This window comes from Agaribacterium sp. ZY112, assembly GCF_041346925.1.
GTDB lineage: Bacteria > Pseudomonadota > Gammaproteobacteria > Pseudomonadales > Cellvibrionaceae > Agaribacterium.
In genome coordinates this window covers 39,177-53,269 of sequence record NZ_CP166840.1, presented here as the reverse complement: position 1 = coordinate 53,269, position 14,093 = coordinate 39,177, and the positions used below count along the sequence as shown (strand labels likewise).

The 14,093-nt window shown below is 47.6% G+C and carries 13 protein-coding genes; 4 read left to right on the top strand and 9 right to left on the bottom strand.

The genetic code is table 11. The features are described 5' to 3' along the window. Window positions 1-4: 4 nt before the first annotated feature. Genes holA through leuS form a run of 3 tightly spaced genes read right to left on the bottom strand, consistent with a single transcriptional unit; the run spans window position 5 to window position 4,145 of the window. Window positions 5-1,054 (bottom strand): DNA polymerase III subunit delta, encoded by a 1,050-nt coding sequence (gene holA, locus AB1S55_RS00255; RefSeq protein ID WP_370979765.1) that lies wholly within the window; start codon window positions 1,052-1,054, stop codon window positions 5-7. Continuing rightward, window positions 1,054-1,551 (bottom strand): LPS assembly lipoprotein LptE, encoded by a 498-nt coding sequence (gene lptE / locus AB1S55_RS00250; RefSeq protein WP_370979764.1) that lies wholly within the window; start codon window positions 1,549-1,551, stop codon window positions 1,054-1,056. The genes holA and lptE overlap by 1 nt, the downstream gene beginning before the upstream one ends. Then, entirely contained in the window at window positions 1,551-4,145 is a 2,595-nt protein-coding gene (gene leuS, locus AB1S55_RS00245; protein ID WP_370979763.1) for a leucine--tRNA ligase, read from the bottom strand. Before leuS ends, lptE begins: the two co-directional genes overlap by 1 nt. A 302-nt stretch (window positions 4,146-4,447) precedes the next feature. Between leuS and AB1S55_RS00240 the strand changes: the two genes are divergently transcribed. Beyond that, on the top strand, window positions 4,448-5,362 hold the full coding sequence (locus AB1S55_RS00240) for a lytic murein transglycosylase (protein WP_370979762.1): 915 nt from the start codon (window positions 4,448-4,450) through the stop codon (window positions 5,360-5,362). Window positions 5,363-5,388: 26 nt separating this feature from the next. Here AB1S55_RS00240 and AB1S55_RS00235 read toward each other — a convergent pair whose 3' ends face one another. From AB1S55_RS00235 to AB1S55_RS00215, 5 genes are read right to left on the bottom strand one after another with little or no spacing between them, the layout of a single operon-like run. Further along, window positions 5,389-6,240: a DUF6279 family lipoprotein gene (locus AB1S55_RS00235; protein WP_370979761.1), complete on the bottom strand. Its 852-nt coding sequence runs from the start codon at window positions 6,238-6,240 to the stop codon at window positions 5,389-5,391. Beyond that, on the bottom strand, window positions 6,227-7,819 hold the full coding sequence (gene lnt, locus AB1S55_RS00230) for an apolipoprotein N-acyltransferase (RefSeq protein ID WP_370979760.1): 1,593 nt from the start codon (window positions 7,817-7,819) through the stop codon (window positions 6,227-6,229). Before lnt ends, AB1S55_RS00235 begins: the two co-directional genes overlap by 14 nt. Before the next feature lie 27 nt (window positions 7,820-7,846). Next, complete coding sequence (locus AB1S55_RS00225) at window positions 7,847-8,701, bottom strand: HlyC/CorC family transporter (RefSeq protein ID WP_370979759.1); 855 nt, start codon at window positions 8,699-8,701, stop codon at window positions 7,847-7,849. Between the two features lie 13 nt (window positions 8,702-8,714). Then, window positions 8,715-9,164, bottom strand: coding sequence for an rRNA maturation RNase YbeY (gene ybeY / locus AB1S55_RS00220; protein WP_370979758.1), 450 nt, complete (start codon window positions 9,162-9,164; stop codon window positions 8,715-8,717). After that, entirely contained in the window at window positions 9,164-10,171 is a 1,008-nt protein-coding gene (locus AB1S55_RS00215) for a PhoH family protein (RefSeq protein ID WP_370979757.1), read from the bottom strand. Before AB1S55_RS00215 ends, ybeY begins: the two co-directional genes overlap by 1 nt. A gap of 270 nt (window positions 10,172-10,441) precedes the next feature. Here AB1S55_RS00215 and AB1S55_RS00210 point away from each other — a divergent pair, with 270 nt between their 5' ends. Then, window positions 10,442-11,317, top strand: coding sequence for a hypothetical protein (locus AB1S55_RS00210; protein ID WP_370979756.1), 876 nt, complete (start codon window positions 10,442-10,444; stop codon window positions 11,315-11,317). Between the two features lie 80 nt (window positions 11,318-11,397). Here the strand turns inward: AB1S55_RS00210 and miaB are convergent, their stop codons facing one another. Continuing rightward, window positions 11,398-12,783, bottom strand: a complete 1,386-nt coding sequence (gene miaB, locus AB1S55_RS00205) for a tRNA (N6-isopentenyl adenosine(37)-C2)-methylthiotransferase MiaB (protein WP_370981615.1) — start codon at window positions 12,781-12,783, stop codon at window positions 11,398-11,400. Window positions 12,784-12,960: 177 nt separating this feature from the next. On the opposite strand from miaB, the gene AB1S55_RS00200 reads away from it, so the two are divergent. Both AB1S55_RS00200 and AB1S55_RS00195 read left to right on the top strand, forming a co-directional pair. After that, window positions 12,961-13,293: a DUF1820 family protein gene (locus tag AB1S55_RS00200; RefSeq protein WP_370979755.1), complete on the top strand. Its 333-nt coding sequence runs from the start codon at window positions 12,961-12,963 to the stop codon at window positions 13,291-13,293. Window position 13,294: 1 nt separating this feature from the next. Beyond that, window positions 13,295-14,059, top strand: a complete 765-nt coding sequence (locus AB1S55_RS00195) for an alpha/beta fold hydrolase (RefSeq protein ID WP_370979754.1) — start codon at window positions 13,295-13,297, stop codon at window positions 14,057-14,059. Window positions 14,060-14,093: the final 34 nt, after the last annotated feature.

Here is a 14,093-nt window from a genome sequence, read left to right as displayed (position 1 = left end):
AGTCTCAGTCACTCAGCAATAATTTTTGTGAGCGTTTATTTAGAGCGTCAACACCACATAGGCCAAGAGCAATATCAAGTAGGGCGCTCCATACTTCTCCGCGAGCAGAACCTTTAATCAACTTATCGCAATGGCTGCATTTTCTTAATAACCAATGTAATTGATTGAGCTGCAGGCGTTGGCTGGCAGCGCGGGTGAGGGCTTGTTTGTTAGACCAAATACGCAGTTGTTTGCAGGCTGCATCAAAACTTCGGCCGTTGTCACAAATCTCTTCCAGCTGGGCTAGCGTGCGCAATTGATTTGCAAGAGCCCATAAAACCATAGGCGGTGCGTTACCTTCACCTTTTAAACCCAGCAGGCAGGAGGTTGTGCCTTGCGCATCGCCTGCTAAGGCTTTATCAACCAAATCAAAAATACTGTAACGAGCACTGTCCATGACCGCTTCGGCCATGGTTTCAGTATCGATCAGTGGGTTTTCACTGAGTAGTTTGAGCTTTTCTATTTCTTGCACAGCAGCAAGCAGGTTGCCTTCGACCTTTGCACAAAGCAGGGTCAGTGCTTCGGGTTCTGCACTGAGCCCAACACTGTGAAGGCGCTGCTCTATCCAGCGGGGCAGTTGTTGCATACCTATAGGCCAGATAGTAATAGCATCACCGGCATTGGCGAGTGCTTTAAACCAGGCGGTGTTTTCGCTGCGTTTATCAATTTTAGGAAGCACAACCAGCAATAAGGTGTCGTCAGGGATATTATCGCAATAGGCTCGTAAAGCTTTGCCTCCAGCATCACCGGGTTTGCCGTTGCTTATGCGAACTTCAATAATCTTTTTTTCGGCAAATAAAGAAAGCTCGTTGGCACTCATCAGTAGGTTATCCCACTTAAAGCTGCCTTCGGCGTGATGTATTTCGTGTTGGCTATAACCTTGTTGTCTTGCCGCTTTACGAATAGCTGAGCAGGCCTCGTGCACAAGCAAGGTTTCGTCCCCACAAACAACGTAAACAGTTTGCAGTTGTCGCTTTAGGTTATTGGCTAGCTGCTCAGGTTTAAGCCGTGCCATTAAAGTTCTCGTTGAACACTTGCGAGAATTTGCTCTACTAGCTGAGAGCGCATTTCACTTAGTAATTCTTCTTGTTCACGGTCTTTAGCGGTGATTTCATCTGGATTGAAATCATAATTTCTACGCGCGGTAACACTGCGCTGAGCGACCAGAATCTCGCCATTTTTACTGGCTTGGTACTGAACGCTCAAGGTCATTAAATACTGTGCCGCAGAGCCGTTACTACTATAACTAAGCGGCTTGCGTTCGAGTTTTTCTGGCCCAATTTGAATCAGTAAGTCGGCGTGCACATCGTGATTGATGCCACGGCGAGTTAGAGTGTTTAAAAAGCTGCGATAGAAATGATCGTTACGATTTTGGCTGCTTAAATGCAGGGCGTCGATCGGCGGTAGCTTGGCGCCACTAAATAGGCCACCGTCACTTGAGGTGCTTCCACGTAATTGCCAGCCGCAGCTGGCAAGACATAGACTTAAAACAAGCGCCGCCAATACTCGCATTAGTTGGCCACCACGTTGACCAGTTTGCCTGGTACGACAATGACTTTGCGAATCATTTTGCCGTCGATAAACTTTTGTACGTTGCCATCGGCAAGCGCTAAGTGCTCTAAGGCCTCTTTATCGGCATCGGCAGGAGCTTCAATTTTAGCTCGTAACTTACCGTTGACCTGAACAATCAAGGTAATCGAGCTGCGCTTCATCGCGTTATCGTCGGCTTGGGGCCATACTGCATCAATAACCGGTGTTGTGTGACCAAGGGCTTGCCAAAGTTCATGTGCAATATGCGGCACAATGGGCGCAAGCATTAAGGTCATGCTGTTAAGCGCTTCGCGTTCAACGGCCAAGCCTTGCGGGTTGGCACGATCGGCGTGGCGGCTAACTTCATTAAGCAATTCCATAACAGCGGCGATTGCAGTATTAAAAGTCTGACGGCGGCCAAAGTCATCACTGACCTTTTTAATGGTTTCGTGGGTCTTACGGCGCAAGTCTTTTTGCTTATCGTTTAAGCTTGAGGCATCGAGTTCACCCGCTGAGCCAGCTTCTATATGAGCCGCGACTGTGCGCCAGAGTTTTTTCAGGAAGCGGAAAGCGCCTTCAACGCCGCTGTCGCTCCACTCTAAGCTTTGCTCCGGTGGTGCTGCAAACATTGAGAATAAGCGCACGGTGTCGGCACCGTATTGGCTGACTAAATCTTCAGGGTCAACCGTGTTGAGCTTGGACTTAGACATTTTGGTGACACCGGCATATTCCAGTACTTCACCTGTTTGCTTGTGTTTGGCGCTGACAAAAGCACCTTTATCATTGCGTTCTATATCGACGTCACTAAGTGCAACCCAATCTTTGGCGCCGCTTTCGGTTTTGCGGTAGAAGGCGTCGGCTAGAACCATGCCTTGGCAAAGTAGGCGTTCGAATGGCTCATCACACTTCACTAAGCCCTCATCGCGCATAAGCTTGTGGAAGAAGCGTGCATAAAGTAAATGTAAAATCGCATGCTCAATGCCACCTACATATTGGTCGACAGGTAGCCAGTAGTTAGCTGCATCTGGGTCTAGCATCTTGTCGGCGTTGGCACTGGTGTAGCGTGCGTAATACCAAGAGCTTTCCATAAAGGTGTCAAAGGTATCTGTTTCGCGCTCGACAGCTTCACCATTGTGCTCTGTTTTACGCCATTCAGGGTCCGCTTTAATAGGGGACTGAACACCATCCATTTGTACATCTTCAGGTAATAATACCGGTAGCCTGTCGGCGGGCACCGGAATCTCGCCGCCGTCTGCTAGGTTGAAGATAGGGATAGGAGTGCCCCAGTAGCGCTGACGGCTTACGCCCCAGTCGCGTAAACGATAATTGGTTTTGACTCGGCCAAGCTCTGCTGCTTTAAGTGTTGAGCTAATGGCTTCGAAGGCCGCATCAAAATTAAGGCCGTCGTACTCACCGCTGTTGACCAAGATACCTTTTTCAACAAAGGCTTCTTTCTCTAAATCGATCTCTTCACCATTGCTAGGCGCAATAACTTGGTTGATAGCAAGGTCGTACTTCTTGGCAAACTCCCAGTCGCGCTGATCGTGAGCGGGTACGGCCATGACCGCACCAGAGCCATAATCCATGAGCACGTAGTTGCCTACCCATACATCGACTTCTTCGCGAGTAATTGGGTGCAAGGCTTTTAGGCCCGTGGCCATGCCTTTTTTCTCCATGCTGGCCATGTCGGCTTCAGCGACACTTTGCGCTTTGCAGTCGTCGATAAAGGCTTGTAGCTCGGCATTATCTTTAGCAAGCTCAGTCGCAATTGGGTGTTCGGCCGCAATGCTGACATAGGTCACACCCATCAAGGTATCAGGGCGGGTGGTGTAGACTTCAAAACTGTTGTGTTCAGCAACGGCTTCAGCGAGGTCGAATTGCATCTCGACGCCTTTGCTTTTACCAATCCAGTTGCGCTGCATGGTGACAACTTGCTCTGGCCAGTGTGGCAGCTTGTCCAAGTCGCTCAGTAGTTCCTCTGCGTAGTCGGTGATTTTGATAAACCACTGCGGTATTTCTTTGCGTTCAACAGTGGTATCACAACGCCAGCAGCAGCCGTCGATGACTTGCTCATTGGCAAGCACGGTTTGATCGTGAGGGCACCAGTTCACCGAGCTTACTTTTTTATAGGCCAAGCCTTTTTCGTATAGGCGGGTGAAGAACCACTGCTCCCAGCGATAATAATCGCTTTTACATGTGGTGACTTCACGGGTCCAGTCAAAGCCAAAACCGAGTTCTTGCAACTGCTTACGCATGTAATCGGTGTTGCTGTAAGTCCATGCCGCTGGTGCGGTATTGTTCTTAATTGCGGCATTTTCAGCCGGTAAGCCAAAGGCGTCCCAACCCATAGGGTGCAGTACGTTTTTGCCCTGCATACGCTGGAAGCGGGAGATGACATCAGTGATTGTGTAGTTGCGCACATGCCCCATATGCAAGCGCCCGCTTGGATAAGGGAACATAGCCAAACAATAGAATTTGTCTTTGCTTGGGTCTTCGCTGACTTCAAAACTTTTTTCCTGCTGCCAAAACTTTTGTACGGCAGGTTCGATATCACTCGGCTGGTATTGTTCTTTCATTGTGTAGAGAGGGGATCCAGAGGCTTTTCAAAAGCCCGTCATTATAGAGACACTGGCGCAGCCATGATAGCGCTTAAAGCTTAAGTTACAGGTCATTTTTGTTTTGTCTGCACTGATCTGGGGCGCTGCGGGGTTTATTTTAATTTAAGTTCTGCCTGAACTTTATTCTGTTTTCGTAATCTCGCTATAATTTGGGGCAATTTAAGCTTGGCGGCATTAACTTTGCTGTATTCTTCGCTTCTGCGGGGAGACTCAGTGACACATGCCCCTATTTAACCCAAGTAAAGGTAAAGACGACAGCAGTGGAACAACATAAAGCAGAGTTACCTATCTCGGATTACATGCGTTTTAGCGAATTATTCTTGGTCAGGGAAGATGCCTTGATTTTGGTTGCGCAGCTTAATCAGCTGCTTAAAGCTGTTCAGCGCCATCGAGGGATTTCGATGGGCATGCTGGCAGGCAATACGGAGTTTAAGCGTGAGTTCTTGACCCTTCAGCGCCAATTAGAGCGTCGCTTAGCGACGCTCGAGGCCTTTGCTAAAGCCAATCAACTGTTGAGTGCTCGTGATAAAGAGAACTTAAGTTTGGCTTGGGCAACGATTCGCTCTAACTGGGAGGGTGATGATCTAAATGACAACTTTGAACTGCACAGTCATTTTATCGAGCAGCTGTTGGTTATGATTGCTAGCTTGGCTAGGGAATTGGAAAGCCCGCTGGTTGACATCAGTCAGGTGAAGTTAGGCACTGGCGCCTTTAGTCCTGAGCGTTATGCCCAGCAAGGCGATATCATTAAATTTGTGTGTAAAACCCTGCCGCAAACCATTGAGCAAGTGGCGCGTATACGTGGTACAGCTGCATACGCTGCTGCGGTCATGAGCACTGAGGGCTTAGATGAAAGAAAGTTGCGCTTTTGGGTGAACTCTTTAAAAGAGCACGCAGCCCAGCTTGCCAGCCAGTCGGAGACTTTGCGAGTCAAGCTTGCGGCGGTGTTTCCTTCTTTGGTTCTGATTAAGAAAAATGAAAGCCAGTTATTGCAGTTTTTAGCCGCAGTTGAAGCAACGGTTTTTTCTGCTAAAGGCGGGCGAGATGAGGCCCATCAATTATTTAATGTGGCGACAGATGTGATTGAAGTTTATTGGGATGTTGTTGCCGATGGCCTAGCTGCGGTACAGCGCTGGCATCGCGCTGACCTAGAGGCTTGGGTCGCTCTAGGTTAGCGCTATGTTTTTAGCGGGGGGCTTGTTTACGAGTCCTTAGCTAGTTCTCGTAAGTCTTCGGCGTATTGATCAAACTTTTTAGCAAGCCTGGCTTTTTGTTTTTCGTTTCGAGAGTTAAAGAGCTTTGCTAGCATCTCAAAGGTTATATCTTGGTTATAGTCTAAGCGTCGTTGTAATTCGCTGTCCCAATTGTCGGTTCGGTAAAGCATCAGTTGCTTTAATTCAGCCTGAAGCTTTTCGGGCTGGCCGCGAAACGTCATGGCGTGAAGAAAATCTTTTTGCCAGTTTAATTGCTGTACCGGCATGAGCTCTTCATAGGGCTCTAACTGAGCTTCCCAGTCATCAAATAGTTTCTTTTGGGTTTTAGTAAAGCGACCAAAAAATGGATCAAAATAACGTTTCATATCTCGTAGGCGGCGCTTTTTAAGTTCTGAGCGCGAGGCGTCGATATAGTCCTCTTTATATTCTTTACGCTCTTTAGTGAGGCGCTCGACCACCTCTTCAACCTGTTTGTCGTTGAGGCTATTGGCGATTTCGGTAATTTCAGGCAGTAGTTTCATCATGCTCTGATCAAGCAAATCTTGCATCACATTGCTTTCGTCGTGCAGGTACTTGGCCGTTACCACCTGATCGTTTAGGCCCACTTTTAACTGGTCTAAATAATCGGCGTATAAGGGCAGTTGTGTATGTCGATGCCAGAGGTGAAAGTCATCAATAAATTGCTTGGCTAGTTTGTTCTGGTCGCGGTCCAGGTCAACATAACGACCTAGCTGCCAGCCTAGTGCTTCATCTAAAAATTGATAGCTCATTTTTACCGAGCAGCTCGTCAAGCTAAGGCTTAAGCTTGTTGCAAGCAGCAGCTTTTTAATGAGAGACATGGGCCTTCCTGATTTTATAAGTGTGGGTCAGTCCTAGAGCCATTAGTATGAGGCTTAAAACTAAAATAGGTGTGGAGCCAAAACGAGCCATAGGTGTGAGCCCTTGCCTGAGCTCTGTGACACCTATCACTGTCGATTTAATAAAGGGCCGTGTTGTTTTTAGCACTTGGCCGCGTTCACCAATAATGGCGCTTATGCCGGTGTTGGTCGAGCGTAGCATATACTTTTGGTTTTCTAAGGCGCGCATGCGGGCCATTTCAAAGTGCTGTAAGGGGCCTATGGAATCACCAAACCAAGCGTCATTACTGATCGTTAGCATGACTTGGCTGTCGCGTGCGTTGCGTGCGACAAAATCGGGGTAAACCACTTCATAGCAAATAAAAGGTGCGATGTTATAGCTTTGCTCTTTGCGTGTGCTTGCTTGTAGGGCGTTGTTTTTAAAAGGCCCACGACGAATCACAGAATTAGGTAAATCAAAGAAGGCAATTAGACCTCGCAGTTGATCTTCAAAGGGCACGTACTCACCAAAAGGCACGAGCTTTTGTTTGAAGTAATGGCCCTTAGCGCTGCCAAGCGCGATGACGCTGTTATAGACCTCACCGTTGTCCTCATCCCAGAGCGCGCCTGTGAAGACATTGGTTTTATGCTTTGTCGCACGCTCGTTTATTTCGTCAATAAATGAGCCAGCGTGGCTACGTAAGCCAGGTATCGCAGCCTCTGGCCATATTTGTATGTCTGCTTCCCACCACGGTGAAGCCAGTTTGTCTAAGTCGGAGAGGAGCTTGGGGTGGTGATAAGGGTTCCATTTCATCGGTAATGGAACATTGGGCTGTAATAAGGCGACAAGCTGCTTTTCTTGGCTCGCTTGTGTCCATTCAATATTTTGTAAATACACACCGCTGCTAAATAGAAGTAGCACACTGCACAGGTATAAGCACAGCTCTGCAAGCCGTCGTTTAGCTTGCTGGGCAGTGAGTTTAGCTCTTGTTTTGGCAAGTGCCCTTGTGTGTTTAAGTGCAAGTAATAGCAGCGCGGCACTTAAGGCGCTAATAAAGCTTAAGCCAAAGACACCAAGTACCGGTGCCCAGCCCGATAAAGGGCTGTCGATATGACTGTAGCCAACATAGAGCCAAGGGAAACCAGTAAACAACCACGAGCGCAGCCATTCCGATGCAATAAGTAAGCTCGGAAATAGCAGTAATAAGCTGGTGTTATTGTTTAAGTTTGTCCTACATAAAAGCCAGGGTAGTGAGCTAACTAGCGCGAGAAATAGTACAAATACGCTGGTTAAGACAAGAGCGAGCCAAGCGGCGGTAAAGCCAAAATCATGGATGCTGACATAGACCCAAGACGCACCAGCGGCAAAGCCGCCTAGGTGGAAAAAAAAGGCGTGTGTTAGTGCCGAGCCTGCTTTATTTGTCTGTTTGATCTGTATTGAGTAAGCAAAACCGGCCAAGCTGAGAATGGCTAGTGGCCAGCAAGACGCCGGTGCAAAACTTAAGGGCAGCAATAAGCCGCAGAGTAAACACAGGGCATACGATTTTTGTCGCAGGGCGAATTGCAGGGCTGTGTTAAACATAATCAGGAGGTGGCTGCGGCTAAGGGATTAGTCGGTATTGAGTTTACTGACACGAAGCAAATGAATTTTCCTATCATCGGCATAAAGTACACGGAAGGAAAAGTCAGCAATGTGAGCAATCTCATTGCGCTTAGGTACGTGACCAAAGGTTTGCATAACTAAACCGCCGATGGTGTCGAATTCACTCTCATCAAACTTCTGTTTGAAGTAGCGATTAAAATCGGCAATGGGGGTAAGGGCTTTTAATATATAGTCGTTTTCTGCAACGGGCCGAATAAAATCTTCGTTGTCATCGTCGGTTTCGTCTTCGATTTCGCCAACTATTTCTTCGAGAATGTCCTCAATGGTGACAAGGCCGCTAATACCGCCATACTCATCAATGACCATGGCCATATGATAGCGGTTTTCTCGGAATTCTTTTAATAATATATTTAGGCGCTTACTTTCTGGGATCACATTCGCCGTGCGCAAATGTTTTTCTAGGTTGAAACCCTCAGCTCCTTTTAATACCAAGGGTAATAAATCTTTGGCGAGCAAGATGCCTTTTACGTCGTCACCATTTTCTCCAAGCACAGGAAAGCGGCTGTGGCCACTTTCAATTACTTTAGGTAAAAACTCGCTTGGTGATTCATCTATTTGAATGCAGACCATTTGCGCTTTTGCAACCATGATCTCGCGCACTTGTTGATTGGCAACATCGATAGCGCCTTCAATGATGTGTAGGGCTTCGTCATCGAGTACTTCTGTTTCGGCTGCATTTTTGATCATTTGCAGCAGCTCTTGGCGAGTGCGAGGGGTTTGGCCTTTGCCAGTAAATAAACGTGATAGCCAAGTGCGACTCTCACTTTCCTCGCTCTGACTACTCGGAGCTTCGTCGTTCATGATGCTTACCATCTTAAGCTAGGTAGGGGTTGTTGATGCCAAGAGTCGCGAGTATTTGAGTCTCTAGCGCTTCCATCTCTTCGGCTTCTTTATCATCTATATGGTCGTAACCACACAAGTGCAAGGTACCGTGGATCACCATGTGGGCCCAGTGGTCATCTGCATTTTTATTTTGTTCAACTGCTTCACGGGCGATGACTTCGGCACACATAATAATATCGCCAAGTTCGTCTAAGCCGAGTTCAGCAGGTAAATCGCTCGGGAACGATAGCACATTGGTACTGTTGTTTTTATTGCGATATTGCTGATTGAGTGTTTGGATTTCTTTGGCATCGCTGATTCGCAATGCCAAGGCACCATCACGACCCGCTGCTTTAAGTGCAGTTTTACACCAGTGTTGTAATTGATCCTCGCTTGGCAGAGCGTCAGCTGCACAAGCGATTTGCACATCGATATTGGCCATTAGTCGCGCTTTTGAGCGTCGGCTGCGTGTTCGCGCTGATCGGCTCTGTCATAGGCCTCAACAATACGTTGGACGATAGCGTGGCGGACTACATCACGGGAGGTGAAAAAGCTAAAGCTAATGCCGTCGACACCATCGAGCACATCAATGGCATGGTTAAGCCCGCTTTTTTGGCCGCGAGGTAAGTCAATCTGTGAGGGGTCACCGGTGATGACCGCGGTAGAGCCAAAACCAATACGCGTTAAGAACATTTTCATTTGCTCTCGGGTGGTATTTTGGCTTTCATCTAAAATAATAAAGCTGTTGTTGAGTGTGCGACCACGCATATAAGCCAGAGGTGCGATTTCAATAACACTGCGCTCAATCAGCTTGCCGACTGTTTCAAAACCAAGCATCTCATACAGTGCGTCATAGAGTGGGCGTAAATAAGGATCGACTTTTTGGCTTAAGTCTCCAGGTAGGAAACCAAGCTTCTCACCGGCTTCTACGGCAGGTCGAACCAATAAAATACGTTCTACATCATCGCGCATAAGCGCTTCTACGGCACATGCCACCGCTAGGTAAGTTTTACCTGTACCGGCAGGCCCAATACCAAAGTTGATATCGTTGCGACGAACAGCTGCAACGTAGTCGGTCTGTTTGCCGCCGCGAGGTTTGATAGAGGCTTTTTTGGTGTGAATGACGCTGGCTTCACGTATTGCTGCATCAACTTCTGATTCTGTCACCGCTTCCATGGCTGCTTCCTGTATGGCGAGATGGACCTGATCGGGGCTGATATCATTCTCCGTCTCAGATAACTCAAATAAGTAAGTAAGTATTTGCTGCGCTGCTTGCCTAGCTTTGCTCTCACCTAATATGCGAAAGTTATTCGCACGATGGCGAATCTCAACCTCTAGGCGCTTTTCAATTTGTTTGAGATGGCTATTGAGTTGCCCGCAAACTAGGGCAATGCGGCGATTGTCGTTCGGCTCCAGGGTGAAGGAGGCGTCGGCGTTTGAGCTGTTCAAGAAGGGCTGTACCTAAAACGAAGTTCTTAAGTCGCTAGACTAACCGATTCGCCTTAGCGGGAAAAGCAAAGATTGTGTTGTTTTGTTCTTCGTGACTGTTGTTGTGTTTGTGTTTAGTACCTGAGTTTGCTTGATTAAGTCTATAGCGCTTTGCCTGTTTTTTGAGCTTGCTCTAGGTTTGTGGCTTAGCTAAGTGCATAATGCTTTAAATAATAAAACCATGAGTTGGGCTTTATTGGGGCCGAGCTTCTATAGATAAATACCTTTTTTATGTTGCATCGTTGTATTGTTGTGATCACATGTTTGCTCGCTTGTGTCTCTGTATTGAGTTCTGCGTGCGTGCGGGCTGATTCGTCCTCCCCTTTAACCATTCGTATTGCCTCCTCGTTAGAGGATTATTCTATCTTCCGCCAAGCTGTTGAGCAGGGGCGTTGTTTAGAAACTTGGGATATCGCGGCTGATACAAGACGCAACGAGTTGGAAATTTTACTTTTGTGCCGTGCTTTTTTACGTGACAACCCCGAGCACCGCATAGAACTGCTTCCCTCTGCAAACTATGCGCGTAGTATTCGCATGGTTAAAAGCGGCAGTGCCGATGTCTCTGGAGAGACGGTATGGGCTGATGACGCGGAGGCTCTGGCCTTAAGTAATGCAGTATTGGCACAAGGTGAAATTGAAAAAGGTATTTATACTCGTGTTGACCACCCTGTACGAAGCTACCCGACGGATCAGGTGGATTTAGGGGCTATGCACGGGGTGATGGTTTCTAACTGGACTTACGACTGGCAGTTAATCAACGGTTTAACTGGCCATGTAAGTAGTGCGATGAATACCAACTCGGCTTTTAAAATTATTAATTTAGGTCGGGCTGATTTTACTTTGTCTGAGCTGCCGGCTACTGACGACATGTCTGTCTTGTGTGGGGAGGAGCGTCTGTTCCCTATCTATGGCGTTAAGGTATTAATGCCGGGGGCGCGCCACTTTGCTGTGTCTAACGTGTCGGAAAATGCAGACGAGGTTTATGCTGCCTTGAATAGGGGCCTGCAGTTAATGCGTGAAAGCGGGGAGTTAAAAACCCTATACCAACACATTGGTTTTATGAGTGAGCGAACTCAAGAGTGGAAAGTGTTGGAGGCCAAGAGCTAGCTTCAAGTTATAGAACAAACTGGGCCGAAGTTTGAGCTTCGACCCAAGACCTATAAGGCTTCGGTTGTTCTAAGTGGGTATCAGTCGTCTAGCTCAGAGCCTAATAGCACACCGCGTAAGGAGTTGGGTAAAGCCTGCTCAATAAGCACATCGGCAAATTTACCAATCAACTCTGGCTGGTCACAGCGGAAGTTAACAACACGGTTGTTTTCTGTGCGGCCCGCCAGTTGGCCTGGGTCTTTCTTGCTATAGCCGGTTACTAAAACACGTTCAGTATTACCGACCATACGGCGGCTAATCGCCTGCGCTTGCTGCACAATACGATCTTGAAGAATTTTAAGACGCTGCTTTTTAAGCGCCATTTCAGTGTCGTCTGGAAGCTCGGCTGCAGGTGTACCTGGGCGAGGGCTGTAAATAAAGCTAAATGAATTATCAAAACCGATATCGGCAATGAGCTTCATTGTGGCTTCAAAGTCGGCTTCGGTTTCGCCTGGGAAGCCAATAATAAAATCAGAGCTCAAGCTGATGCCTGGGCGAATCTTCATCAGTTTGCGCAGTTTGCTCTTGTACTCAAGTGCCGTGTGGCCACGTTTCATCGCCATTAAGATGCGATCAGAACCACTTTGTACGGGTAGGTGTAGGTGGCTAACAAGCTCGGGTACTTCGGCATAAACTTGAATAAGGCTTTCACTGAATTCGACCGGATGGCTGGTGGTGTAGCGAATGCGATCGATGCCTTCAACCGTGGCTACCATGGTGATTAGTTCGGCAAGGTCAACAACGTTGCCGTTGCTTTCACCGCGATATGCGTTGACGTTCTGGCCTAGCAGGTTGACTTCGCGTACGCCTTGCGCCGCTAAGTGCTCAATTTCGTGCATCACATCGGCGGCAGGGCGGCTGACCTCTTCGCCTCGGGTGTAGGGCACAACACAGAAGGTGCAGTACTTAGAGCAGCCTTCCATAATCGATACAAAGGCGCTGGCGCCGTCGACTTCTGGTTCCGGCAAGCGATCAAACTTTTCAATTTCAGGAAAGCTGATGTCGACCACAACCGCGCCGTTATCTTGCTTGCTTTCCATCATTTCGGGTAGACGGTGCAAGGTTTGAGGGCCAAAGATCAGATCAACATAAGGTGCGCGTTCAGAAATAGCTTCACCTTCTTGTGAGGCCACACAGCCCCCCACTCCAATCACTAGATCGGGGTTCTTTTCTTTAAGATGTTTCCAGCGGCCTAATTGGTGAAAAAGCTTTTCTTGGGCTTTTTCACGGATGGAGCAGGTATTAACTAGCAGTACATCGGCTTCTTCCGGATCGTCGGTGGCGATCATGTCGTGGCTGTCGCCGAGCAGATCTTTCATGCGGGCCGAGTCGTACTCGTTCATCTGACAGCCGTGTGTCTGAATAAAGAGTTTCTTACTTGTGCGACTCTCGTCTTGCTGGGTGGTGCTCTCGGTGGCCTTGCTCACGATGGGGGTGCTCTTGTTACTGCTTGGGATGGTCAAAAAACGAGCGCGGATTATAGCCTTGGCGGGCTTACTTGCCCAGCGTCTGTGTACGCTATTCACAATAAAGAGCTCTTGTAATCGCCAAGATGGCCCCCATATTGGGAGGCTGAGTATGTGTTTAACAAGTTGAGATGTTCTATGGCCGGTGTTCCGACCTATAAAGTGGTGTTCTACAACCAAAACCAAGTGTTTGAAGTGTATTGTCGTGCTATCTATCAAAGTGAGATGTATGGTTTTATTGAGATAGAAGAGTTTGTCTTTGGTGAGCGAGCGCAGTTGGTGGTCGACCCAGGTGAAGAGAAACTAAAAAATGAATTCTCCGGTGTAAAGCGTTCGTATATTCCTTTACACAGCATTGTGCGTATTGACGAAGTTGAAAAAGAAGGCCAGGTGAAGGTCACCGATGTGAAGGGGGGCGGCAACTCAGTAACGCCTTTCCCTATGCCAGGGGCTACTCCTAAGTCTGAATAATATGCTTATTGATTACAGTGTTCGGGGCGAGGGTGAGCCACTTGTACTTATTCATGGCCTCTTTGGTACACGTGAGAACCTTGGTGCTATTGCTAAGCTGTTAAGTGAGCAGTTTTGCGTCTATTCCATTGATTTACCTAATCATGGCCGTTCAGGTCAAATTGATGACTTTGATTTACACAGTATGGCCGATGGCATCTATGCGTGGATGCAAAGTATAGAGCTATCAAGCGCTCATTTTTTTGGTCATAGCCTTGGTGGTAAGGCGGCTATGGAGTTGGCGTTAAACTATCCGGCCAGTGTGATCTCGTTGATCGTTGCTGATATTGCCCCAGTTGCCTACGAACATCGACACGAAGGGGTGTTTTCTGGCTTGTTGTCTGTTGATTTGAATACTTTGAATTCGCGGATTGAGGCGGATAAGGTCTTAGCGCAAACAATCCCGGAAAAACCGGTGCGCAGCTTTTTACTAAAGAACCTGCAAAAAGATGAATTAGGTAAGTTTCAGTGGCGCATGAATTTAGTGGCTATTCATACTCATTACGCCGATTTAATTAAAGGTAATAGTGAGGCTGTGTTTAATAAGCCAGTACTGTTCTTAAAGGCTGAGAATAGTGATTATATTAAAAGTGACTATCGTGAAGCGATCGTTTCACGTTTCCCCAAGACGGAATTAAAAGTGGTCAGTAATACTGGGCATTGGTTGCATGCTGAAAAGCCCGAGTTGATATCGCGCTTGGTGCTTAGGTTTTTAAAAGCGATTTAGCACAGAGCCGCTAGACCGCCTTTTATTCTGTAGG